Annotated in this window: 19 protein-coding genes and 2 pseudogenes; 8 read left to right on the forward strand and 13 right to left on the reverse strand. The window is 64.1% G+C overall.

Annotated features, from left to right (window positions below):
* Window positions 1–87: 87 nt before the first annotated feature.
* From recQ to ACFQDL_RS22690, 6 genes and pseudogenes are all read left to right on the forward strand, one after another.
* Window positions 88–2,216: pseudogene (gene recQ, locus ACFQDL_RS22665) on the forward strand (DNA helicase RecQ).
* Between the two features lie 240 nt (window positions 2,217–2,456).
* On the forward strand, window positions 2,457–3,269 hold the full coding sequence (locus ACFQDL_RS22670) for a hypothetical protein (RefSeq protein WP_379910995.1): 813 nt from the start codon (window positions 2,457–2,459) through the stop codon (window positions 3,267–3,269).
* 87 nt (window positions 3,270–3,356) lie between these two features.
* Complete coding sequence (gene ttcA, locus ACFQDL_RS22675) at window positions 3,357–4,334, forward strand: tRNA 2-thiocytidine(32) synthetase TtcA (protein WP_379910996.1); 978 nt, start codon at window positions 3,357–3,359, stop codon at window positions 4,332–4,334.
* 132 nt (window positions 4,335–4,466) lie between these two features.
* On the forward strand, window positions 4,467–5,222 hold the full coding sequence (locus ACFQDL_RS22680) for a hypothetical protein (protein ID WP_379910997.1): 756 nt from the start codon (window positions 4,467–4,469) through the stop codon (window positions 5,220–5,222).
* A 159-nt stretch (window positions 5,223–5,381) separates the two neighbouring features.
* Entirely contained in the window at window positions 5,382–6,080 is a 699-nt protein-coding gene (locus tag ACFQDL_RS22685; RefSeq protein ID WP_379910998.1) for an RAD23 family protein, read from the forward strand.
* On the forward strand, window positions 6,080–6,583 hold the full coding sequence (locus ACFQDL_RS22690; protein ID WP_379910999.1) for an elongation factor P hydroxylase: 504 nt from the start codon (window positions 6,080–6,082) through the stop codon (window positions 6,581–6,583). Before ACFQDL_RS22685 ends, ACFQDL_RS22690 begins: the two co-directional genes overlap by 1 nt.
* A gap of 44 nt (window positions 6,584–6,627) precedes the next feature.
* Here ACFQDL_RS22690 and ACFQDL_RS22695 read toward each other — a convergent pair whose 3' ends face one another.
* The 5 genes from ACFQDL_RS22695 to ACFQDL_RS22715 all read right to left on the reverse strand — a co-directional run bounded on the left by ACFQDL_RS22695 (window position 6,628) and on the right by ACFQDL_RS22715 (window position 10,216).
* Window positions 6,628–7,089, reverse strand: coding sequence for a copper chaperone PCu(A)C (locus ACFQDL_RS22695; RefSeq protein WP_379911000.1), 462 nt, complete (start codon window positions 7,087–7,089; stop codon window positions 6,628–6,630).
* A 39-nt stretch (window positions 7,090–7,128) separates the two neighbouring features.
* Entirely contained in the window at window positions 7,129–7,734 is a 606-nt protein-coding gene (locus ACFQDL_RS22700; protein WP_379911001.1) for an SCO family protein, read from the reverse strand.
* Complete coding sequence (locus ACFQDL_RS22705) at window positions 7,731–8,213, reverse strand: hypothetical protein (protein ID WP_379911002.1); 483 nt, start codon at window positions 8,211–8,213, stop codon at window positions 7,731–7,733. Before ACFQDL_RS22705 ends, ACFQDL_RS22700 begins: the two co-directional genes overlap by 4 nt.
* A gap of 78 nt (window positions 8,214–8,291) precedes the next feature.
* Window positions 8,292–9,293 carry a CobW family GTP-binding protein gene (locus ACFQDL_RS22710; RefSeq protein ID WP_379911003.1) on the reverse strand — a complete coding sequence of 334 codons (1,002 nt, stop codon included), beginning with the start codon at window positions 9,291–9,293 and terminating at the stop codon, window positions 8,292–8,294.
* A gap of 2 nt (window positions 9,294–9,295) precedes the next feature.
* The gene (locus ACFQDL_RS22715; RefSeq protein ID WP_379911004.1) at window positions 9,296–10,216 is read right to left on the reverse strand and encodes a DMT family transporter; all 921 of its coding nucleotides are present in this window, start codon (window positions 10,214–10,216) and stop codon (window positions 9,296–9,298) included.
* A gap of 312 nt (window positions 10,217–10,528) precedes the next feature.
* On the opposite strand from ACFQDL_RS22715, the gene ACFQDL_RS22720 reads away from it, so the two are divergent.
* Window positions 10,529–11,086: a hypothetical protein gene (locus ACFQDL_RS22720; protein WP_379911005.1), complete on the forward strand. Its 558-nt coding sequence runs from the start codon at window positions 10,529–10,531 to the stop codon at window positions 11,084–11,086.
* Entirely contained in the window at window positions 11,035–13,176 is a 2,142-nt protein-coding gene (locus ACFQDL_RS22725; RefSeq protein WP_379911006.1) for a putative bifunctional diguanylate cyclase/phosphodiesterase, read from the forward strand. Before ACFQDL_RS22720 ends, ACFQDL_RS22725 begins: the two co-directional genes overlap by 52 nt.
* 109 nt (window positions 13,177–13,285) lie before the next feature.
* Here ACFQDL_RS22725 and ACFQDL_RS22730 read toward each other — a convergent pair whose 3' ends face one another.
* The 8 genes and pseudogenes from ACFQDL_RS22730 to ACFQDL_RS22765 all read right to left on the reverse strand — a co-directional run bounded on the left by ACFQDL_RS22730 (window position 13,286) and on the right by ACFQDL_RS22765 (window position 22,621).
* The gene (locus ACFQDL_RS22730; protein WP_379911007.1) at window positions 13,286–13,489 is read right to left on the reverse strand and encodes a (2Fe-2S)-binding protein; all 204 of its coding nucleotides are present in this window, start codon (window positions 13,487–13,489) and stop codon (window positions 13,286–13,288) included.
* 23 nt (window positions 13,490–13,512) lie between these two features.
* Window positions 13,513–15,363 carry a molybdopterin-dependent oxidoreductase gene (locus ACFQDL_RS22735; RefSeq protein ID WP_379911008.1) on the reverse strand — a complete coding sequence of 617 codons (1,851 nt, stop codon included), beginning with the start codon at window positions 15,361–15,363 and terminating at the stop codon, window positions 13,513–13,515.
* On the reverse strand, window positions 15,360–15,935 hold the full coding sequence (locus ACFQDL_RS22740) for a molybdopterin-dependent oxidoreductase (protein WP_379911009.1): 576 nt from the start codon (window positions 15,933–15,935) through the stop codon (window positions 15,360–15,362). Before ACFQDL_RS22740 ends, ACFQDL_RS22735 begins: the two co-directional genes overlap by 4 nt.
* Window positions 15,936–16,229: 294 nt before the next feature.
* Window positions 16,230–16,574 (reverse strand): nitrite reductase small subunit NirD, encoded by a 345-nt coding sequence (nirD, locus tag ACFQDL_RS22745; RefSeq protein WP_379911010.1) that lies wholly within the window; start codon window positions 16,572–16,574, stop codon window positions 16,230–16,232.
* An 11-nt stretch (window positions 16,575–16,585) separates the two neighbouring features.
* Window positions 16,586–19,131: pseudogene (gene nirB, locus ACFQDL_RS22750) on the reverse strand (nitrite reductase large subunit NirB).
* Between the two features lie 77 nt (window positions 19,132–19,208).
* Window positions 19,209–19,592: a hypothetical protein gene (locus ACFQDL_RS22755; protein WP_379913261.1), complete on the reverse strand. Its 384-nt coding sequence runs from the start codon at window positions 19,590–19,592 to the stop codon at window positions 19,209–19,211.
* A complete protein-coding gene (locus ACFQDL_RS22760; RefSeq protein WP_379911011.1) occupies window positions 19,508–20,467 on the reverse strand; it encodes an NAD(P)/FAD-dependent oxidoreductase in 960 nt (319 codons plus the stop codon). The genes ACFQDL_RS22755 and ACFQDL_RS22760 overlap by 85 nt, the downstream gene beginning before the upstream one ends.
* Before the next feature lie 498 nt (window positions 20,468–20,965).
* Window positions 20,966–22,621, reverse strand: coding sequence for a protein kinase domain-containing protein (locus ACFQDL_RS22765; protein WP_379911012.1), 1,656 nt, complete (start codon window positions 22,619–22,621; stop codon window positions 20,966–20,968).
* Window positions 22,622–22,670 lie beyond the last annotated feature (49 nt).

Below are 22,670 nucleotides of genomic sequence, written 5' to 3' on the forward strand. Positions count from 1 at the left end.
GAATATATTGGATTCGTGACGCGTAACGCGTAACGCGTCACGATTTTCAAGTGACAGTATGTCGGCCTTGCCGGATAATGCCGGCCCATGATGGATGACGCACTAAGGATTCTCAAAGAAGTCTTCGGCTATGACCGCTTTCGCGCCCCCAGGATCAGGTAATAGGCTGTCTGGTCGAGGGGCGGGATGTGCTGGTCGTGATGCCGACCGGTGGCGGCAAGTCGCTCTGTTACCAGTTGCCGGCGCTTTTGCGCCCCGGTACCGCTGTGGTGGTGTCACCGCTGATTGCACTAATGCAGGACCAGGTCAGCGCGCTGTCGCAATGGGGTATCCGGGCCGGCTGTCTGAACTCGGCACTGCCGTTCGAGCAGCTGGTGGAAACCGAACAGGCGCTGCGTCGCGGCGAGCTGGATTTGCTCTACATCGCTCCCGAGCGACTGTTGCAGCCCAGAACCCTGGATCTTCTGTCCGGCTGCCGCCTGGCGCTATTTGCGATCGACGAGGCCCACTGCGTATCCCAGTGGGGGCATGACTTCCGTCCCGAATATCTGCAGCTCAGCCGTCTTGCCGAGGTTTTCCCGGGGGTGCCGCGCATTGCGCTGACCGCCACGGCCGACGGCCGTACCCAGCAGGAGATTGTCGACCGCCTCGCGCTGGTGGATGCGGCACGCTTCATCCAGGGATTCGACCGGCCCAATATCCGCTACCGCATCGGCCAGAAGGACAGGGCGCGGGAGCAGCTGTTGCGTTTCATGCAGGACGAACACCCGCAGGATGCCGGCGTCGTCTACTGCCTGTCCCGCAAGAAGGTCGAAGAGACGGCTGCCTGGCTGTGCGAGCGGGGTTTTCACGCCTTGCCCTACCATGCGGGCCTGCCGCCAGAACTGCGGGCCCATCACCAGCACCGCTTCCTCACGGAGGAGGGGCTGGTGATGGTCGCCACCATCGCCTTTGGCATGGGCATCGACAAGCCCAATGTACGCTTCGTCGCTCATCTGGATCTGCCCAGGAGCGTCGAGGCGTATTACCAGGAAACCGGCCGTGCCGGGCGCGACGGTCAGCCCGCCGATGCCTGGATGGTGTACGGCCTGCAGGATGTGATCTTCCTGCGCCAGATGCTGGAGGGTTCCCAGGCGCCGCAGCTGCAGAAGCAGATCGAGCGGCAGAAGCTCGAAGCGATGCTGGGCCTGTGCGAGATCACCAGTTGCCGGCGGCAGACGCTGCTCGGCTATTTCGGCGAGACGGAACACCCGCCCTGCGGCAACTGCGATACCTGCCTGGAGCCTGTGCCGGTCTGGGACGGCACCGAGGCTTCGCGCAAGGCGCTGTCGGCGGTGTACCGCAGCGGCCAGCAGTTCGGCGTCAACCATGTCATCGATATTCTGCTCGGTCAGGCCGGCGACAAGGTCAGGGCGCGCGGCCACGACCGGCTGTCGACCTTTGGCATCGGCAAGGAGCTGGACCGCAATCAGTGGCGCTCGGTGTTCCGCCAGCTGGTGGCCCGGGGTTACCTCGGTGTCGATGCCCAGGGGCACGGGGTGCTGCACCTGACCGAGCGCTGCCGTCCGCTGTTGAGGGGTGACGAGCAGCTCGAGCTGAGACTCGAGTCGCCCAGGGCCGGCAAGCAGAACCGCTTCAGCCGCGGCTCGGTGCCACAGTCGAAGCTCGACCCGGAGGACTACGTGCTCTGGAACGATCTGCGTGCGGCACGCAAGGCGCTGGCCGAAGAGCAGGATGTGCCGCCCTATGTGATCTTCCATGACGCGACCCTGATGGAAATGGTCATGCACCGGCCGCTGAACGTGGCCCAGCTGCGCCGACTGAACGGCGTCGGCGAACGCAAGCTGGCACTTTACGGCGACCGGTTCCTGGCGGTTATAGAGGCGCACCTGAGCGGTGGCCAGCCCGAGTCGTCCCAGGCGGACGAGTCGCTGGCACTGTTTCGCGCCGGCATGGGCGTGGACCAGGTCGCGCGCCAGCTCAAGCTGTCGGTCAATGCCATATACGGTCATCTCGCTCAGGAGATCCAGCAGGGACGGATCGGCATGCGGGAGGTGGTCGAGCTGCCGGACGCGGAGCTGCGGCATATCGAGCAGGTGATACTGGAATGCGAACGCGAATCCGGCGCTGCGCTCAAGCCGGTCCACGAAGCACTGGGCGGCGCCTACGATATCGGCCTGCTGCGTTGCGTGAAGGTGGCGATGGGTCATTCGTAGGATGGGTGAAGCCGCCTTTGCCGGACTCGCCCGGTTTGCACTGCGCCTGTGGCGGCGAACCCCATCATATCGTTGTGCTGCAGATCGATTGGCACCCTCGGATGTTGGGTTACGCGACTTCGCCGCTGCACCCAACCTACGTTACTGTCGACCATGATATTCGCCCGCAGAGCGGACTCCCATATGGGAGCCTGCTTCATCGGCTAGAATGTACCGAAACGTCGAAACCTGCGACCGCCGATGCTGAATGCCCGCACCTTCCGCAACCTGCGCATCCTGATCCTGCTGCTGATCCTGCTGGCGGTGGCGCTGAACAGCTGGCTCTCGCGCATCCGCACGACCGACTGGCAGGAAACCCTCTGGGTGCTGGTCTATCCGCTCAATGGTGATGGCCGCGCCGATACCCAGGCCTATATCGACAGCCTGTCCGGGGATGCCTTCGACGGGATCGAGCGTTTCTTCACCCGCGAGGCCGGGCGTTACGGCGTTGCCTCGGTGGATCCGGTCTTCGTTCAACTGGCGCCCCAGGTGTTCGCGTCTCCGCCGAAACTGCCGCAGAATCCGTCGCTGTTCGACAATGTCCGCTGGAGCCTGTCGATGCGCTGGTGGGCCTGGCGCAATGACAGCTGGCAGGGGCCGGCAGCCGATATCCGCATCTTCATGCGCTATTACTCGCCGCAGAACCGGGAGCCTCTGGCCCATTCGCTGGGGCTGCAGAAGGGGCTGATCGGCCTGGTCAACGCCTTCGCCGACGAACGCAACCAGGGACAGAACAATGTCGTCGCGGCCCACGAACTGCTGCACACCCTCGGGGCCAGCGACAAGTACGATCTCAACTCCGGTCTGCCGCTCTGGCCCGACGGTTTTGCCGAACCGGATCAGGTGCCGCGTTATCCGCAGCGACTGGCCGAGATCATGGGCGGGCGCGTGCCGATCTCCGATGGCCGGGCGTTGATTCCGCCCAGTCTCGATGCGGTGGTGGTCGGAACCGGGACAGCGCTCGAGATCAACTGGCCGGTGCCCGATGGATTGGCGGTGACGGCTGACAGGTGACGCTTAACCCTCTTGCAGGTGGCTGCGATTTGAACATGCATCCGTTATAATCGCGGCCTCTTTTCGTTTACCAGCCGATGCCAACCGATGAGCGATATCCAGTACCGGGAACTCCTTCCCGAAACACGTCTTGGCGAGACCGCGGACGACAGCGCCGATCAGACGCCCGACCCCAAGCTCAAGACCCGTCTAAACAAGTTGCAGAAGCGCCTGCGCCGGGAGATGGGGCGGGCGATCGAAGACTTCAACATGATCGAGGAAGGCGATCGCGTCATGGTCTGCCTGTCGGGCGGCAAGGACTCCTACACCCTGCTCGATATCCTGCTCAACCTGCAGAAAAGCGCACCGGTCAGCTTCGAGCTGGTGGCGGTCAACCTCGACCAGAAGCAGCCGGGGTTCCCCGAGCACATTCTGCCGGAGTATCTGGCGTCGGTCGGAGTGCCGTTCCACATCGTCGAGCGCGATACCTATTCCATCGTCAAGTCGGTGGTGCCGGAAGGCAAGACCACCTGCGGGCTCTGCTCGCGTCTGCGTCGCGGCACCCTCTACGGTTTCGCCGACGAGATCGGCGCCAACAAGATCGCGCTGGGACACCACCGCGACGATATCCTCGAGACCTTCTTTCTCAACATGTTCTACGGCGGCAAGCTCAAGTCGATGCCGCCCAAGCTGGTCTCGGACGATGGCAAGAACATGGTGATCCGCCCGCTGGCCTACTCCCGTGAAAAGGACATTGCCGCCTACGCCGGACTGAAGGGATTCCCGATCATTCCGTGCAATCTCTGTGGCTCCCAGGAAAACCTCCAGCGCCAGGTGATCAAGGAGATGCTGCAGGGCTGGGATCGAAGCCATCCGGGGCGGATCGAAACCATGTTCCGCTCGCTGCAGAACGTGGTACCGAGTCACCTGGCCGATACCGGTCTGTTCGATTTCGCCGGCCTGCAGCTGGGCTTCCCCCATGGCATCGTGAATGGCGGGGCCGCCGGTGCGCAGAGCGGGCAGGGGGCGATACGCCGACGGGTGAACGGATCGACATACTGTCGCTCTGATGGACGGGATCCGTAACGGTCCGGCAGGCTTATAATCCGGTCCGATCGGGTCTATCCTCAGTGTGAGCCAGAACAGGGCAGAAGGAAAAATGGCCGCGGGACTTTGTTGCATTGCGGCTGTCACAGAGCGTATTGGAGACGCCAAGCGATGACTGAACAACAGACTGATTCTGGTAACCTGCTGGCGAACGCCAGGGAACTGCGTGCGCTGCTGCTCGATTTTATTGCCGGAGGCCCGACGCTGGCGGCACGCTACAAGGCGTTGCGCGACAGCCTGCTGGCCAGCGAAGCGATCCGTGCGGCGCTGCCTCCCTTGCTTGTCGAGCATGAGAATCTCGACGCTTTATGGCAGGCCATGAAGTACCAGCTGCCGAGCAAGGTCGAGCGTCAGGAGCTGATTCGGCGCCAGTTCGAGCCGCTGATGGATGCCTTGTCCGGGGAAACCCGCAAGGCGGAAGGGCACTTCGAGGCCGTGACCATCGAACAGCTGCTCAAGGGCTGGACTCGGCTGAACCAGCAACCGCTGGAGCCCCGGCGCCGACTGCACAACGGCGTCAGCGTCCTGGTGCAGGTATGTTCGTCGATCATCGATGCCCATTACAACTCGGCCGAAATCCGTGGCGGCAATACGGATCTGGTCGAGGTATTCGAGATGGCGAAGGACGTGCTGTTCGCCAGCAGTGCCGGCACCGACCGCCAGATCATGGTGGCCGACGCGATGGCGGGCGCCGCGGCGCTGCTGAAGTCCGTCGAAGAGATTCGCGAGCAGTTTACGCGCACGGGCCTGCCGGAAACCCGGCAGACGATCCTCGCCCGCAGTGCCAGCGATCTGTCCCTCTCCTGCGCCATGTCGATGCTCAGCTGCTGGCACATGCTCAAGGAACTGCATTCGCAGGTTGCCTAGCTGGACAGGGGCCGTGCGCGGCGCCGCCCGGGCCGGCCCTCCCGCTTTTTCAGCAAAGTGACAAGCATCTGCCGCGGACACCACCCGATCTGTCCCGAGGCGGTTCTGCGGCGAACCCGGAACTTCGACGAGGTCCATGTGATACGAAAGGGATTGCCAGTGCTGGCACTGTTGCTGCTCGCCGGCTGCAACACTGCCAATATACAGTCCACGGCGCCCGAGCCCGAGGCGGTCGCGGAACAGGCTCCGGCCGCAACGGATAACGCACCGCCGTCCTCGGGCAGCACATCGGCCTCTGCCGAGCCAGCGACGGGCGCCGAGACGCTGAGTGCCGGCCTCGAACAGCTCGCCAACCGCCTGACGCTGGTACAGGAGCAGCTGATCCAGCTGAAAGCCCGGAGTGCCGAGCTGGGACAGCAGTCCCAACAGGTGCTGGCGCGTCTGCAGATGCTGACCGAACCGGCCGCGGCGCCCGCCGACGAAACCGACCGCGAGCATCCGGTGCCGGCGCAGGGGGATCAGTCCGCGGCGCTGGGCGGCCTGATCGACCAGCTCGGCATGATTGCCAATGAGCTGTCGGTCGGCGGCGCCGGTGATGCTTTTCGCATCGTCGCGACCTATACGGCAACCGGGGAATGGATTCTTATTCGGTTTGATCGGTTTAGTGGTGAGACCTGGCTTGCCGATCAGGGTGGATGGAAGCCGTTAATAGATATCGAAAGCACTCCCAGTTCTGAATATGATGTTGTGCTTGAACGCGCCGAAAAGGATGTCAAGGGTTACGCAGCGGCACGTTTGGATAAGCGTAGTGGTGAAACCTGGTGGTTAAACAAGGATAGCTGGCAGAAATTCGATTGATGAAAGAACCGCATTATCAGGACCTGATCGAACTTTTCGACGGCCTTTTCCGAGACACTTTCAATACCGTGCTGGTGCTGGGGGACGACGAGCCCATCTACCTGCCGGCCGGTGACGGATATCCGCATCACCGTATCGTCTTCGCCCATGGCTTTTTCGCCAGTGCGCTGCATGAAATCGCCCACTGGTGCGTGGCCGGGGCGGAGCGGCGTCAGCAGGTGGATTTTGGCTACTGGTACAAGCCCGATGGTCGCACGGCCGAGGAGCAGGCGCTGTTCGAGCGGGTCGAGGTCAAGCCTCAGGCGCTGGAATGGATATTCTCAGCGGCGGCCGGGCACCGCTTTCATTTCAGCGCCGACAATCTGTCCCTGGGCCTCGGTCCGAGCGAGCAGTTCCGGCAGCGGGTTCAGCAGCAGGTGGCCGACTTTCTCGAGCAGGGTTGCCGCAGCGCCCGCGCATGCTGGTCGAGGCGCTGCAGGCGTTTTATAACACCCCGGCACTGACCGCCGGGCGCTTTCGCCTTCATGGGGTGGCATAAACGCCGGGATCAGTTCCCGTGAAGATGCTGCCCGTTCTGCATGCCGGCCATCACCGATTTGACCGGGGCGGCGATTTCAAGCCTTTGTCCGTCGGAAAATTCCAGCCGAAGCTCCACGCTGTCACCTTCCTGCAGAGCGCCCCTGAGGCCAATCAGCATCACGTGATCGGCACCCGGCTCCAGGCTGTGCCGGCCGTGCGCCGGCACATCGATGCGATCGATACGGCGCATCCTCATCACGCCATCCTGCATGCTGTGGCTGTGCAGTTCGACGTTTTCGGCGATGGCGGAGCCCGCGGCGACCAGGCCGACCGCCTCGCTGCCATCGTTATGCAGTGTCATGAAAGCGGCGCTGTTCATCTGCCCGGGCGGAACCGCACGGACGTAGACGTCGCTGGCAGTGATGTCGGCCATGGCCGGAGCGGCCAGCAGAAGGGTGCAGAGCAGCGCACCGGCAAGGGGTTTTGACATGGGATCGGCCTTCCTTGTACGTGAATGTTGGAGCGGTGTTCAGAGCAGCGCGCGCAGTTTCCCGGCCAGCTCATCGGGCGTAATGCTGTGGCTCAGGACTTCGGCCAGCTGACCGTCGCCATCCACCAGATAGAGGCGCGAGCTGTGATCGACGGCATAGCCCAGCGCCGAGTTTTCCAGTTCGGCAATGCGATAGTAGGCGCCGTACTGCTTGACCACCCGGTCGATCTGCTCCCGGCTGCCGGTCAGTCCGACCAGGTTGGGATGGAAGAAGTCGCTGTATTCGGCCAGCTTGGCCGGGCTGTCGCGGTCCGGGTCGACGCTGATGAAAATGCCCCGCACCTCGGACTGCTGCGCCTCGGTGAGGCGGCGAAAGCCCTGCGCCATGACGGCCAGTGATGTCGGGCAGACATCGGGGCAGGAGGCGTAACCGATGTAGATCACCACCGGATGGCCCCTGAAATCGGATAGCGCCACGGGACCGTCGGCCGATTGCAGTTCGAAGTCGCCGCCCAGTCGCAGACTCTGCCCCAGCGACGGCTGTGCCGGCCCCGGTCGCAACAGGAAGGCCGCGGTCATTCCTGCCAGCAGAAAGGCCGTCAGGACCAGCAGGATACGCAGGGTTTTCAGCGGACTGGTACTCATCGCGCGCTGAACTCGAAGCGGGCGGTGGCGGGGCCGCCGGCCGTGCCGGCTTCGACCCGGGCCAGCCAGATCATTTCGCCGGTGGTGCAGATCGCCAGTTCGCCGGTGCCTGTCCAGAGTACCGGATCCGCCGGCGATGGCTGTAGCTCGATGCGGTTGTAACCCATGTACATGTCACGTCCCTCCAGTACGATGCTGATCGAATCGGCGTCCAGTGCCTCGGTACGGACCTGGAACTGCAACGGCTCCAGAGCCCTGGGCTGGCGCGGATTCAGCATCAGCGTCAGGGCACTTTCGCCCGCCGCTGCCCGGCAGGGGCCCGCCGAGAGGTCACAATCAGCCGGCGTGGCCAGGCTGGCGGCCGTGGGCGGCGCCAGCAGGCGCGGGCCCAGCCAGATTGCCGCCAGCAGGGCCATAAGGCCGGCGAAGGCGGACAGGGCTGCCCAGGGCACCTTTCGATTGATCGCGTCGACTGTCATCTATACCTCTTGTTGAAAGCCTATTCTAGATCAGGGGCACGGGCGCCGTTAATGCGGCCGATTGTCGCATGCGGTCTCTTAAGCCATCGGGGCCGGCTCAAGGCAGGCCAGCAGACCCTGCTCGAGGTTTTCCCAGTCCCGGGCGTCACGGCTGATGATCTCGACACGGGAATCCCGGCGCCACGCCAGCTTGTCGATGCTGTGTTCCTCAAGCACACGGTTGTAGAACAGCCACACATAGCCGATGCGAAAGGCGCCCTTGATGCGCACCGCGCCCTCGATGCCCTTGAGCAGGCTTTCGAGGCGGTCGTAATCGAAGACGTCGTCGCGGTGGAAGACCCAGCCGCAGCTCACGAAGTCCGCGCCGCTTCCGGTGCGCCGTATCGGCTTGCCCGGCTCCGGCAGCGCCAGTGTCTGCAGTGGTTCCGGAGTCTGCTCTGTGACATGGCTGTCGGGGAACTGCGCGGCCAGGGTGTCGTCGCGTACCAGGTCGAGCAGTTCGACGGGGAATCGACCCCGTTCAGCCTCCTCGATGCGCTGCTTCGGCGGGAACAGGCCGGCCAGCGCTGCGTGGCTCTGTCTGACCTGTTCGGGTGTGGCGAGATCGAGCTTGTTGAGCAGTACGATATCGGCCAGGTTGAGCTGGTCCTGAAAGGTTTCATGGCTCAGCACCCGCGGGTCATCGAGCAGTCTCGGGTCGAGCAGGCAGATTACCGCGCGCAGGTCCAGGATGTCGCGAAAGCTCTTGCCCTGCAGGGTATCGATAATGCCTTCGGGGTGACCGAGCCCGGTGGGTTCTATGATCAGGCGGTCGGGTCTGGCGGTACGGATCAGGCTCGCGAGCCCGGCCCGCAGCATCGGGCCCAGGGCGCAGCAGATGCAGCCGCCCGCGAGTTCCTTGATATGCAGGCCCTCCTCGTTTGGCATGGCCGCCTGGTCGACGCCGATCTGGCCGAATTCGTTGACCAGCACCGCCCAGCGTTCCGACTCCGGCTTCTGCGCCAACAGGGCATTGATCGCGGTGGTTTTGCCGACACCGAGAAAACCGGTGATGATGTTGGTCGGGATCTTCTTCGACATCGTCAAATCTCCTCTGCTGAACCTCTAGGGCGACTGTCGGTAGCGTTGCCCCGGTGGCGCGAGGGCAGTTGTGCCAGCAGCATGCCGGCAAGCATCAGGCCGCAGCCAAGCAGGGCCCGGCCGGCCAGGGTTTCCTGAAGCAGCAGCCAGCCGCCGAAGGCGGCAAACACCGCTTCCAGGCTCATGATAATGGCCGCATGGGCGGCCGGGGTATGCTTCTGGGCGTATACCTGCAGCGTATAGGCGACACCCACAGACAGCAGGCCGGCATAGGCGATCGGCTGCCAGGACTGTGCCAGGCTCGTCAGGCTCAGGCTGTCCGACTCGAACAGCAGGGCGCAGAGCAGGCAGAGCAAGGCGCAGACCAGAAACTGGATGATCGACAGCCTGAGTCCGTCGACCTTCGGTGCCAGCCTGCCGATGGCCAGTACATGCGCGGCCCAGAATCCCGCGCCGATCAGTTCCAGCAGGTCGCCGCGATTGATCACCAGATCCTCGTTGATACTGAGCAGGTAGAGGCCGGCCAGTGCCAGCAGCGCCCCGGCCCAGATACCACGGCTGACGGCCTGTCCCAGCAGCAGAGTCGCAAGTGGCACCAGCACGATATAGAGGCCGGTAATAAAGCCGGCGTTGCCGGCCGTGGTGTACTGCAGGCCAGCCTGCTGAAAGGAGGCGCCGCAGAACAGCAGACTGCCGGCCAGAAGGCCGCCCCGCAGCAGGCCCGAGGGCCGGGCCTGGCCGGCACGGGCGCGAAACAGTAGCGTCAGCGGTATCAGCGACAGCGCACCGAGCCCAAAACGGGCGGCATTGAAACCGAACGGGCCCAGGTGCTCCATGCCCACCCGCTGGGCGACGAACGCCAGCCCCCAGATGGCCGCGACCAGCAGCAGGACCAGGTTGGCCTTCAGACTGTATTCACGCATTCGGTCATTTCTCCTGTCCTTGAACATTCCGCCGCGCCATGCCGGCCGTGGTTGTTTCCCCCGTACGATTCCCTGGCGGCGGCTTTCATAAACCGGGGCGTAAGGGTAAAGTGATGGTGCGGTGCGGTAAATCGATATTTTCGCCGCAGACTCAATTTATTTTTCAGGCGGCGGCGGCAGGATGTCATGGAAGCGCTTATAGTTTCAGGAAGAATATATGGATCCCGGCGTCGAAGTTTCAGGGCCGGCTGTCTCTAACCTGGTATCCGTTCGGATGTCGCGATCAGGGGAGAACGGGATTGGGTGCTGTAGATGATCAATAGCATCAGGCCACTGCGGCTGCTGATTGCGCTGCTGTCGCTGATGATGCTGCTGTCGGTCCTCGGTTTCGGCTGGTTCAGCTGGCTGGAGGTTCGCCAGGAGGTGACCCGTCAGCTGCATCAGCAGAATGCCAGCTTTATAGACCAGACCGAAGCCTTCTTCCGTCCCCAGGAACAGTTGCTGCTGTCTGCGACGCAGCCGCTGGTGCGCGACAACAAACTGCGGCGCTCGGAACTCGAGGCCGCGCTCCAGACCCTCTCGACGGCGGTGCCGGAACTGAAATCACTCGGTGTTCTGGACCGTCGCGGCGAGCTTCTGCTCAGTGTGGGCGCCCCCTGCCGGATGATATCGCCCTGTCGTCCACGGACGCCATCACCCAGACCCGCTATACCGGAACGCTCAAGCTTGGCCGCCTGTTCAGCGCGCCGAACCCCGGTGGGCCGCTGCTGCCGGCGTTTGTCGCGCTGCAGGACGAAAAAGGCAACCTGCTGGCGTTTGTGGTCGCGGCCTACAGCATCCTGGGCGAAGCCTCGATCTGGCAATCGTTGAACACGCCGGATGACATCAGGGTCTGGCTGCTGGGGGACGGCGGCCGTATCCGTTTCGCCCATCCGATGACCGGCAGCCTGGTGCGCGGCATCAGCGACTGGAAGCTCGATGCGCTGTCGCTTGCCGAGCTGATGGAGCACGCGGCCTATGGTAACAGTGCCGATGTCTTCCGCCTGTCGCTGAATGGCGAGCCGGTGGTCGTGCAGGCGCAGTTGCTGCCGCAGTTTCAGTTTCTCTCCGTGGCCTTCGTGCCCCTGAGCCGGCAGTTCTGGCTCTGGACCGGCAAGGTGCAGACGGTCGGGCTGCTGCTGGGGCTCTTCCTGCTGATTTCGTTGCTGGTGTACCGGCTCGTGTGGCTGGCCAACTCCCGGCTCGAAAACGCGCGCCTGCTGGCGGAGGGTAATCTTTCCAAGCTGTCCCAAGCGATCGAGCAGAGTCAGGACAGCGTTGTCGTCACCGACAGCAGTTGGTGCATCGAATATGCCAATCGCCGCTTCGAGGGAGACGTCAAGCAGGACGAGGCTCGCCTCAAGGGTGTACCGGTAACCAATTTCGCGCCCCATGACATGCTGCGTGACGACCTGGTACAGATTCAGAGCAAGGTGATCGAAACCGGCGGCTGGTGCGGCGAGCGTCGTCGGGACGGTACCGATCAGTGGTACGAGTTCTCGATCTCGCCGGTCGAGACGCCCGACAGTGCCGATACCAGCTTCATACTGATCGCCCAGGACATCACCGAGCGCAAGCACGCCGAGGCCAAGCTCTATCAGCAGGCGAATTTCGACTCGCTGACCGGGTTGCCCAACCGGCGCCGCGCCAGCGAGGTAATCTCCCAGTCTGTCGAGGATGCCTGGTCCAGCAAGGGGCTGCTGGCGCTGCTGTATCTCGACCTGGACAACTTCAAGCAGATCAACGATACCTTCGGTCACCTCTTCGGCGATCAGGTGCTGATCAAGGTCGCGGACCGGCTGCAGCATGCCGTAGACGATTACGGTCACCTGTCCCACATGAGCGGCGACGAGTTTCTGATCCATTTCCGCTTCACCGAGGTCGACGAGATCGAACGTGTTGCCGCCAACATCATCGAAACCGTGCGCGAGCCGCTGTTGCTGCAGGGAAAACATCTCAACATCTCCACCAGTATCGGGGTCTCGCGTTACCCGGTCGATGCCCCCGATGTGCAGGGGCTGATTCGCGACGCCGACATCGCGCTCTATGAATCGAAGCGGCGCGGGCGCAATCGCTATACCTTCTTCGATGCCGAACTCGACAAGCGGATGAAGCGCAAGCTGGAGATCGAGAACCAGCTGCCGGCGGCGCTCAAGAGCGGCGACCTCTATATGGTCTACCAGAGCAAGAACCGTATCGGTACCGGCGAGGTCATGGGCTTCGAAGCGCTGATGCGCCTGAACTGCCGGGCGCTGGGCGCGGTGGGGCCGGACGAGTTCATCGAAGTGGCCGAGGAAACCGGTTTCATCGAGGCGATGGGGCGCTTTGCGCTGATGCGCGGCTGTGCAGACCTGGCCAGGCTACAGGCACTGAGCGGAAAGCCGCTGACGATGGCGATCAATATGTCGGTACGCCAGCTCGGCAGCGACGAAATCATCGGTCATGTGCGCGAGGCGATCCAGCATGCCGGTATCGACCCGACCACCCTCGAGCTCGAAATCACCGAATCGCTGCTGGCCGAAAACGTCGAGGCGGTCATGCCGCGACTGGAAAAACTGCGGGCCCTGGGGCTCTCGCTGACCATCGACGACTTCGGTACCGGCTACAGCTCGCTTGCCTACCTCACGCGCTTCCCGGTTTCGACGCTGAAGATCGACAAGTGCTTCGTCAATGACATGGCCACCAGCCACAGCGACGCCACCGTAGCCCGTACCGTGATTCAGATGGCCCATGCGCTGGAGATGAAGGTTGTCGCCGAAGGTATCGAAGACGAGGCGCAGTGGCGTATCCTGCGCCGGTTCGGCTGTGATATCGGCCAGGGCTACCTGTTCTCGAAACCGCTACCGTTCGACGAGGCCTGCACGCTGCTGCAGACCAGTGCCAATATCCCGCTGCTGGAACCGGCCAGTAGGGTGGAATAAGCACCGAAGGTGCGAATTCCACCGGGGGCATCAGATTCCGCCGGGGCGGTCGAGCGCGTAACGCACCATGCCGGGCTTAGCCCGGCGTTGGTTGGATGTCGGGGGCGACCTATCCTTTGGACTTCGCGATCAACGCCTTCAATTCGGGAATGCAGGAGCCGCAGTTGGTACCGCAGCCGAGATGGCGGCCGAGGGACTCTACCGACTGGCTGCCCTGATCCAGCACCCTGCGAATGCGTTTTTCCCCGACCTGGAAGCAGGCGCAGACGATAGAACCCTGATCCTCGACGCCTTCGCAGGGGCGCCCCGCCAACAGCCGCGCCCGCTCGCCGGCGCTCAGAGCCCGTCCCAGTTGCTGCGAAAGCCAGGGTGCGATGGCAGTTCGCCGTCGCCGCCGGCGATCAGTACCCACTGCAGGCGGCCGTCGCGAAAGCCCGCCGCGCGGTAATGGACGCCCCGACTGTCGAGCAGTTCGATGCGGTCCTCGCAGGCGGGTAGCCAGGCTTCGACCCAGTGGCGCCAGTCCGCGACCGGTTCGAATCCCGCCAGCCGATAGCGCTCTCCCTGTTCGAGCGCTGCCCGCACCCAGTATTCGCAGGGCGGTTGCTCGAGTGGTTCGAGGCTCAGCAGCAGTCCCTGCCAGCACTGTTTGAGCGCCACCAGCCCGACGCGGCTGTGTTTGGACTCGGGCTGGCCTGAAACCGGGTCGGTGACCGGTGCCACCAGCGCGTCGACGCAGGCGGCCGCGGCATGGCGATCGTTCCAGTGAATAGGCGCGAACAGCGTGCCGGGCTGCACGCCGTCGCTGATACGGGCGCGACCGATGAAGCGCTGGCCGCGGGCTTCGAGGCGTACCAGGTCCGCGTCCCCGACCCCGGAGCACTGCGCATCCTGCGGATGGATCTCGACGAAGGGCTCGTCGCTATGCTCCAGCAAACGGGGGCTGCGGGCAGTGCGGGTCATGGTATGCCACTGGTCGCGGATACGGCCGGTGTTGAGCACGAAATCGCCGTCGCCGGCGGTAGCGGCCGGCAGACGCGCCTCGACCGGCAGCAGTCGTGCGCGCCCGGACGGCGTGAAGAAGCGGCCATCGCCGAACAGGCGTGCGGTGCCTTCGGGGCAGCGGTCGGTGACCGGCCACTGGATGGGCGCCAGGGCGTCGTACTGTGTTTCGCTCAGGCTTGCCAGCGCCGAGATATCGAAATCCCGGCGTCCGCCGTTGCGATAACCGGACAATGCCGCGTGCTCGCGAAAGATCTCCACCGGGTGACGGTAGCCGAAGGCCTCGCCGTAGCCGAGCCGGGCGGCGAAATCGCACAGGATCTCCCAGTCATGGCGGGCTTCGCCGGGCGCCCGGACCAGGCTGCGCTGGCGCGAGATGCGGCGTTCGGAATTGGTCACGGTACCGTTCTTCTCGGCCCAGGTGGTGGTCGGTAGCAGCACGTCGGCCAGCAGCGTGGTGTCGGTCCTGGCGATGCAGTCGCTGACCACCACCAGTTCGCACTGCTTCAGCGTCTGGCGAACACGGGCCGCGTCCGGCAGGCTGACCGCCGGGTTGGTGCCGATGATCCAGACGGCCTTGATGTCGCCGGTCTCGATGGCGCGGAACAGGTCGACCGCCTTGCGGCCCTCCCGTTCGGCCAGGTTCGGGGCCTGCCAGAAGCTGCGTACCGTTTCCAGGTGGTCCGGATCGGCGAAGTCCATATGGGCGGCCAGCTGGTTGGCCAGGCCGCCGACTTCGCGGCCGCCCATGGCGTTGGGTTGCCCGGTGATCGAGAAGGGACTGGCGCCGGGCTTGCCGATGCGTCCGGTTGCCAGGTGGCAGTTGATGATCGCATTGGCCTTGTCGGTGCCGCTCGACGACTGATTGATGCCCTGGGAATAGAGCGTCAGGCTGCGCTCGGTGGTGGCGAAGCGGCTGAACAGCCATTCGAGCTCGGCGGCTTCCAGGCCGCAGCGCTCGGCGGTCGTGGCGATATCGGGGCACTGTCGCCGGGCCTGCGCCAGGGCTTCGTCGAAGCCTTCGCAGTGGTGATCGATAAAGTCCCGGTCCAGGGCATCATGATCGGCCAGGTAGCTCAGCAGGCCGTTGAACAGGTAGCCGTCGCTGCCAGGCGCGAGCGCCAGGTGGCGGTCGGCGAGGTCGCAGGTGGCCGTGCGGCGCGGGTCCAGGACCACCACCTTCATGCCGGGGCGCCGCTCCCGGCGCGCGCCAGACGCTGATAGAGGATGGGGTGGGCCCAGGCGGCATTGGAGCCGACCAGCAGGACCAGGTCGGCCTCGTCGAGATCCTCGTAGCAAGCCGGCACCGTATCGCTGCCGAAGGCGCGTTTCTGTGCCGCCACGGCCGACGACATGCACAGGCGCGAATTGGTGTCGACATTGGCGCTGCCGATAAAGCCTTTCATCAGCTTGTTGGCGACGTAATAGTCTTCGGTCAGAATCTGGCCGGACAGGTAAAAGGCCACGGAGTCGGGACCGTGGGTTTCGATCAGTTGCGAGAAGCGGCCGGCGATATGGTCCAGCGCCTCGTCCCAGCTGGCGCGCCTGCCGGCGACCTGGGGATGGAGCAGGCGTCCCTGATCGCCGGTGGTTTCGTGCAGCGCCGAGCCCTTGACGCAGAGCCGGCCCTTGTTGGCCGGATGCCGGTCATCACCACTGACGGCGATCAGACGGTTGTTTTCGACCCGGGCCTCGACACCGCAGCCGACGCCGCAGTAGGGGCAGGTGGTGCTGGTTGTGGATTCGGTTCGGTTCATTGTTGTCTTCCGCTATCTCAAAAAAACGCCATCCCCGCCGGATGGCGGGAGATGGCGCCATTGCCAACTTCCCCTTCAAGGTCTCAGCCTTTCGAGCCTGACACTCTTCGGTGCTTCGCTTTCTTCAGCTTTCTATCGCTTTATTATGTGTAGGCGAAAACCGTGCCAGTTTTTGTTATTTCGCCCGAAAGGCGCATCCGTTGGGCCCTGGAGAGGAATCCGGCCAGGCGGTTGGGTGGGGCAGACCTGGCCGGGCGTGGTCCCTAAGGGGGCGTTCCCGTCACCCGCTGCCCCTTAACGGGGCGTCGGGTCGATCAGCAGCACGTCTTCGTCGAGGGATACCTGCCAGACGGCCAGGCGGTGCTGGTCGTCCTCGAGGCAGCGGCCGTCGATGAGGCTGAAGTGCTGCTTGTAAAGCGGCGATGCCACGACCGGCTCATCGCCGACCGAGCCGACGATGCCGCGGGACAGCACATTGGCGCCGCCGATCGGGTCATGATTGTCGATGGCGTAGACCCGGTCGTCCTCGGGCAGATAGAAGAGGGCGACCTGACGCCCCTCGATGAGGGCGCAGACACCGCTGCCGGGAATCAGGTCGGTCTTGCCGCACAGCGGCGTCCAGTGGGATTTTGTATTCATCTGCAGGTTCCTCAGCTGACAAGCTTGATCGTTTCGGCCGGGGTCGACGCGGCCTTTTCCTTCGGCGTGGCGGGACGGATCTGGTCGCGTTCCATCACGAAGACGACGTTGTCGTCGGTCTGGTCGGAGTTGACGAACGGGCGGAAGCGCTTGAGGGCCTCCGGATCCTCGATGGTTTTCTTCCATTCGCATTCGTAGGTGCCGATGACCTGCTGCATCTGTGCCTCGAGATCGGCAGCCAGCCCCAGTCTTCGATCACCACCTCGCGCAGGTAGTCGAGGCCGCCTTCGAGGTTGTCCATCCAGACCGAGGTGCGCTGCAGGCGGTCGGCGGTCTTGATGTAGAACATCAGGAAGCGGTCGACGTAGCGAATCAGCGTTTCGCGGTCGAGATCGGTGGCGAAGAGGTCGGCATGGCGCGGCTTCATGCCGCCGTTGCCGCACAGGTACAGGTTCCAGCCGTTCTCGGTGGCGATGATGCCGACGTCCTTGCTCTGCGCCTCGGCGCACTCGCGGGTGCAGCCGGAGACGGCGAACTTCAGTTTGTGCGGCGCGCGCAGGCCCTTGTAGCGGTTCTCGATATCGATCGCCAGGCCCACGCTGTCGTCGACGCCGTAGCGGCACCAGGTGCTGCCGACGCAGGATTTGACGGTCCGCACCGACTTGCCATAGGCATGGCCGGTCTCGAAGCCGGCGTCGACCAGCTCGCGCCAGATCAGCGGCAGCTGCTCGAGGCGGGCGCCGAACAGGTCGACGCGCTGGCCGCCGGTGATCTTGGTGTAGAGGTTGTATTTCTTCGCCACCTGGCCGAGCACGATCAGCTTGTCCGGCGTGATCTCGCCGCCGGCGACCCTCGGCACTACCGAGTAGGTGCCGTCTTTCTGCATGTTGGCGAGGAAGGTGTCGTTGGTGTCCTGCAGGCCGACGTGGGGCTTTTTCAGCACGTAGTCGTTCCAGCACGACGCGAGGATGGATCCGACCGCCGGCTTGCAGATATCGCAGCCCTTGCCCTTGCCGTGTTTGTGCAGCAGCTCGTCGAAGGACCTGATCTGATCGACCCGCACCAGGTGGTACAGCTCCTGACGGGTGTAGGCGAAGTGTTCGCAGATATCCCGGCTGACCGCGACACCGCGCTCTTCCAGCTCGTGGTTGACGACATTGGTCAGCAGCGCGGCGCAGCCGCCGCAGCCGGTGGCCGCCTTGGTCGCGCCCTTGACGCCGGCGACGTCGGTGCAGCCGGCGTCGATCGCCTGACAGATGGCGCCCTTGGTGACGTCGTGGCAGGAGCAGATCTGGGCGCTTTCCGGCAGCGCCGAGACGCCGAGACCCGGCTTGGCGCCGTCACCGCGCTGCGGCAGGATCAGGCTGTCCGGGAACTCCGGCAGCTCGATGCCGTTCAACGCGTACTGCAGCAGGGTGCCGTAGTCCTCGGCATCGCCGACCAGAATGGCGCCGAGCAGCTCCTTGCCGCTGTCGTTGACGACGATCTTCTTGTAGATGCCGTTGGCCTCATCCAGGTAGGTGTAGTTGCGCGAACCTGCGGTATGGCCGTGGGCGTCGCCGATGCTGGCCACGTCGACCCCCATCAGCTTGAGCTTGGTGCTCATGTCGGCGCCGAGGAACTGGCTGTCATCGCCGAGCAGCTGCGCCACGGCGACCTTGGCCATGCTGTAGCCCGGTGCGACCAGGCCGAAGATACGGCCACCCCAGAGGGCGCACTCGCCGATGGCGAAGATGTTCTTGTCGGTGGTCAGGCAGTCGTTGTCGATCACGATGCCGCCGCGCTCGCCGATCTCGAGGCCGGAACTGCGGGCCAGCTCGTCGCGCGGGCGGATGCCGGCGGAGAACAGGATCAGGTCGGTTTCCAGCGACTCGCCGTCGGCGAACTCCATGCGATGCACGGCATCGTCGCCATCGACGATCTGCTGGGTATTCTTGCCGGTGTGGACCCGCACGCCGAGCTCTTCGATCTTGTCGCGCAGTACCTTGCCGCCGGCGTCGTCGAGCTGGACCGCCATCAGGCGCGGTGCGAATTCGACCACATGGGTCTCCAGCCCCAGGTCGCGCAGGGCCTTGGCGGCCTCGAGGCCGAGCAGACCGCCACCGACGACCACGCCGGTCTTGCCGCTGGCGGCGCTGGCCTTGATCGCCTCGAGGTCTTCGATGGTGCGATAGACCAGGCAGTGCTCGCGCTCATGGCCCGGCACCGGCGGCACGAAGGGGTAGGAACCGGTGGCCAGTACGATGCGGTCGTAGTCGAGCTCGGTGCCTTTATCGCTGGTCACGACCTGGCGCTCGCGGTCGATCGCCACGGCCTTTTCGTTGAGCAGAACGTTGAAACCCCAGTCGGCGTACTGCGCGGGCTTGCCCATGGCCAGGTCGTCGGCGGTCTTGCCGGCGAAGTATTCGCTCAGGTGGACGCGGTCATAGGCCAGGCGCGGCTCTTCGCAGAAGACGGTGACGTCGAAGCGTGCGCTTTCGCCGCTTTCGGCAAGGCTCTGAAGGAACTGGTGACCGACCATGCCATTGCCGATCAGGATCAGTTTGGTCTTGTTCATGGGGCTACTCCCGTTACGATTCGGTGACAGGAACGGCGCTTTCGCAGCAGGCCGATCCGAACTCTGGATTTCAGGTTTCATACCGCCATCTCCCGCGGTTCCTCGGCGGTGCCGGGGGCCTCGGTGTCGCGGATGCAATAGGCGCGGCCAAACGGCAGCATGGGAATCAGTTCATCGAGCGCGGTCTGCTGCTGCAGCAGCTCGAAATACCACTGGCCGTCTGCGGTATCGCCGTAGAGCACGATGCCGGCCAGCCTGTTGTCCCGCAGCAGCAGCTTGCGGTAACAGCCGTTGCGGGGGTCGCTCAGGGTCAGGCTCTCGAGGCCGGGCGCATCGAGATGCTCGCCGGCCGAGAACAGGTTGATGCCCGATACCTTCAGCTGCGTCGGAACCGGCGCGGCGCGATAGGGGTGGCCAGACCCCGGACCAGCCGATCGGCCAGCAGGCGCGCCTGCTCCCAGATCGGTGCAACCAGTCCAAAGGTCCGACCGCGGTGCTCGATACATTCGCCCAGGGCGCTGATGCGCGGATCTTCGCTGCACAGCAGGTCGTCGACTTCGAGGCCCTGCCGGCAGGGCAGACCTGCGTCCCGGGCCAGCCCTGCGTTGGGCGCGATGCCGGTGGCGATCACGGCAAGGTCGGCTTTCAGGTGCCGGCCGCTTTTCAGCCGGGCGCCTTCGATACGATCTGCGCCTTCGAAGGCTCCGATTTCATCACCCAGCAGGAAACGGATGCCGCGGGTCTCGAGGGCCTGGCGCAGCAGTTCGCCGGCCTGAGGGTCCAGCTGGCGGTTCATCAGCCAGTCGGCGCGGTGCACCAGGGTCACGTCTAGGCCGCGCCTGGCCAGGGCATGGGCGGCTTCGAGACCCAGCAGGCCTCCGCCCACCACCAGGGCCTCGCGGCCGGCTTTGGCGCATTCAAGAATGGCGTCGACGTCCCCGGTGGTGCGGAAGTCGAAGATGCCGTCCAGGTGCTGGTTGGATGCCGGTATGCGGGCTGGGCGGGAGCCGGTGGCCAGCACCAGCTGGTCGTAGTCGCAGTGCAGGCCCTGCTGGCTGATGACCCGGCGGGCGTCACGGTCGATGCGAACTACCGGATCGCCGCTGTGCAGGCGGATGCCGTTGGCGCGATACCAGTCGGCGCTTTTCAGCACGATGGCCGCGTGGTCGGTTTCGCCGGCCAGCAGCGGCGACAGCTGAATGCGGTTGTAGGCGCCGCCGTGCTCTTCGCCGAAGACGGTGATGTCGTAACGTGCGGCATCGCGGCGCAACAGCTCGTCCAGCAGGCGGCTGGTGGCCATGCCGTTACCGATGATGATGAGCTTCTGTCGTTCCATCCGCAGGTGACTCCGTTGCTGTAGCCGGTAAAAATGCCAACAAAAAAGGCGCTCATCGTCCGTGCGCGAATGCACGGGGATGAACGCCTTTGTTCAGTGCCCCCGAGGGGGCGTCGAGTTGTATGTGTTAGTTAAAGCAGGGTGCGTGCCAACTTGTTAAAAATGCCACTATTCAATGATTTGAGTCGGATTGGTGGCTGCTTCGTCGTTATTTTTTGCACCGAATGGGGTAGCTGAACCGCTTTGGTGCCTGACATTGGTGCAAAAAAGGTGGCGCGATACGCGTTCGGTTCCGGCAAATGTTCCGGCCGCGTAGGGTGGAATGAGAGAAACGAATTCCACCGGTGGTTTCGGTTGGCGCCGCCGGTCCGGATCAACGGCTCCCGGTGGAATTTGCGCCTTCGGCGCTCATTCCAACCTACAACAACAGCTGCAGCAGATTGAGCAGCAGCAACAGGGCGGCGATCAGCTGCCAGCCCAGAAGCGGGTTGCGGGCCATCAGCGGCTGCTCGCGGACGCGTGCTTCGAGCTGGCGGTTCGGCGTGCACAGGTCCTGCAGGAACTCCGAATAGGCGTCGTAGCGATGCAGGGGTTGGGCTGCAGTGCCTTGCGCAGGCAGCCCTCCATCCAGAGCGGCAGATCCTTGCGGTGGCGCAGTGCAGGGATGTAATGCAGCTCGGAATAATGTTCGATGCGGTGACGTTTCACCGAGGGTTCGCGATAGGGCAGCTCGCCGGTCAGCATCTCGTAGGCGATCACCGCCAGCGAGAAGAGGTCGGAGCGGTAGCTGCCGGGCAGCCCCATCAGGTATTCCGGCGCCACATAATTGACCGAACCCTGGGGAATCGACTTGTCCAGCGGCGAGACCATCTCCTCGATGCCGGCGATGCGCACGGTGCCGAAATCGAGAATTCTAACCCGGCCGTCGCGGTCGATCATGATATTTTCCGGCTTCAGATCCTGGTGCACCATGTCGGCCCGCTGGAAGGCGCGCAGACCGGCGACGATCTGGCGCAGCAGGTCGCGTACCTGATCCAGTGGTGGCTGGGGGTGATCCTGCATCCACTGGCGCAGGTTCTGCCCCTCGATATGTTCGCCGAGATAGTACATGAAGCGCTTTGGGCGCGGCGGTGCAAAGGTTTTCATCACGTTGGGATGGTCGATGCGCCGGCCGACCCATTCCTCGCGCATGAAACCGTCCAGATAGAGGCTGTCCTCGGCATGGTTCTCCGACGGCGCCTTGAGCACGTACTGGCGGTCGCCGTGCAGGTCCTTGACCCGATACATATGACTGCGGGTGCCGCTGAAGATGATATCCAGCACCTCGTAGTCGTCTATGCGGTTGCCGGTCGCGAGTACCGGCGGGATCGGCAGGGCGGTCAGCCGACGGTAGTTTTCGTCGGGCGTTTCCAGCGGCAGTGCATCGACCTCGATCAGCAGTGCCGTCAGGTTGTCGTCGCTGCCCCCGGCGAGAGCTTCGTCGATCAGGCCCGAGCAGGCCGCCACCGGGTCGTCCGGCTGCAGGGCCAGCAGTTCGGCGATCCGGGCGCGGGGCAGATGCTCGTGGATGCCATCGGTGGTCAGCAGGATGCGATCGCCGGCTTCCAGCGTGCGCTGCTGATAATCCACCTCCAGGTGCTGATCGGCGCCGAAGGCCCGGGACAGGTAGTTGCGTCCGCGTTCGACATGGACGTGGTCGCGGGTCAGCTGTTCCAGCTCGCCGTTGCGCAGGTGCCAGACGCGGCTGTCGCCGACATGGAAGCAGTGCAGCGTGTTGGACTTGAGAATGACCGCCGAAAAGGTGCAGAGCATGCTGTCGTCATGTCCCTGACGCACCGCATTCTGCTGGAACAGCCAGCTGTTCAGACTGGAGATGACACGGGCCGCCGCATGGCGGGTGCTCCAGCTGTCCGGTGTGCTCAGGTAGTCGGCGATAAAGCTGGTTACGGCTGTCTGGCTGGCGATATGGGAATCCTCGCAGCTGCTGACACCGTCGGCGATCACCGCGACGGCGCCTTTCAGTCGGGCGGTCGGGGCGTCGGGGGCATGGGCGGCGAAGGCGTCCTGGTTGACGGCCTTGACGCCGCTGACCGACTGGCCGCCGAAACGGACCATCGGCGCCTGGGCCGGGGCGCTGTAATCGGTGTGTTTCATCGTCTGTGGCAGGGGTGCTTTGGCACCCCTGCCGGTCCTCCCTGAGACT

Source organism: Marinobacterium aestuariivivens (genome assembly GCF_042661465.1).
Taxonomy (GTDB): domain Bacteria; phylum Pseudomonadota; class Gammaproteobacteria; order Pseudomonadales; family Balneatricaceae; genus Marinobacterium_A; species Marinobacterium_A aestuariivivens.

What these genes read in the sequence shown, in the direction of transcription:
- ACFQDL_RS22740 (WP_379911009.1), bottom strand. Translation starts at nt 15,935, where the DNA reads ATGAACCGAACCGAATCCACAACCAGCACCACCTGCCCCTACTGCGGC.
- ACFQDL_RS22670 (WP_379910995.1), top strand. Translation starts at nt 2,457, where the DNA reads ATGCTGAATGCCCGCACCTTCCGCAACCTGCGCATCCTGATCCTGCTG.
- ACFQDL_RS22735 (WP_379911008.1), bottom strand. Translation starts at nt 15,363, where the DNA reads ATGAAGGTGGTGGTCCTGGACCCGCGCCGCACGGCCACCTGCGACCTC.
- ACFQDL_RS22720 (WP_379911005.1), top strand. Translation starts at nt 10,529, where the DNA reads ATGATCAATAGCATCAGGCCACTGCGGCTGCTGATTGCGCTGCTGTCG.
- ACFQDL_RS22710 (WP_379911003.1), bottom strand. Translation starts at nt 9,293, where the DNA reads ATGTCGAAGAAGATCCCGACCAACATCATCACCGGTTTTCTCGGTGTC.
- nirD (WP_379911010.1), bottom strand. Translation starts at nt 16,574, where the DNA reads ATGAATACAAAATCCCACTGGACGCCGCTGTGCGGCAAGACCGACCTG.
- ACFQDL_RS22705 (WP_379911002.1), bottom strand. Translation starts at nt 8,213, where the DNA reads ATGACAGTCGACGCGATCAATCGAAAGGTGCCCTGGGCAGCCCTGTCC.
- ACFQDL_RS22765 (WP_379911012.1), bottom strand. Translation starts at nt 22,621, where the DNA reads ATGAAACACACCGATTACAGCGCCCCGGCCCAGGCGCCGATGGTCCGT.
- ACFQDL_RS22715 (WP_379911004.1), bottom strand. Translation starts at nt 10,216, where the DNA reads ATGCGTGAATACAGTCTGAAGGCCAACCTGGTCCTGCTGCTGGTCGCG.
- ACFQDL_RS22690 (WP_379910999.1), top strand. Translation starts at nt 6,080, where the DNA reads ATGAAAGAACCGCATTATCAGGACCTGATCGAACTTTTCGACGGCCTT.
- ACFQDL_RS22760 (WP_379911011.1), bottom strand. Translation starts at nt 20,467, where the DNA reads ATGGAACGACAGAAGCTCATCATCATCGGTAACGGCATGGCCACCAGC.
- ACFQDL_RS22695 (WP_379911000.1), bottom strand. Translation starts at nt 7,089, where the DNA reads ATGTCAAAACCCCTTGCCGGTGCGCTGCTCTGCACCCTTCTGCTGGCC.
- ACFQDL_RS22700 (WP_379911001.1), bottom strand. Translation starts at nt 7,734, where the DNA reads ATGAGTACCAGTCCGCTGAAAACCCTGCGTATCCTGCTGGTCCTGACG.
- ttcA (WP_379910996.1), top strand. Translation starts at nt 3,357, where the DNA reads ATGAGCGATATCCAGTACCGGGAACTCCTTCCCGAAACACGTCTTGGC.
- ACFQDL_RS22680 (WP_379910997.1), top strand. Translation starts at nt 4,467, where the DNA reads ATGACTGAACAACAGACTGATTCTGGTAACCTGCTGGCGAACGCCAGG.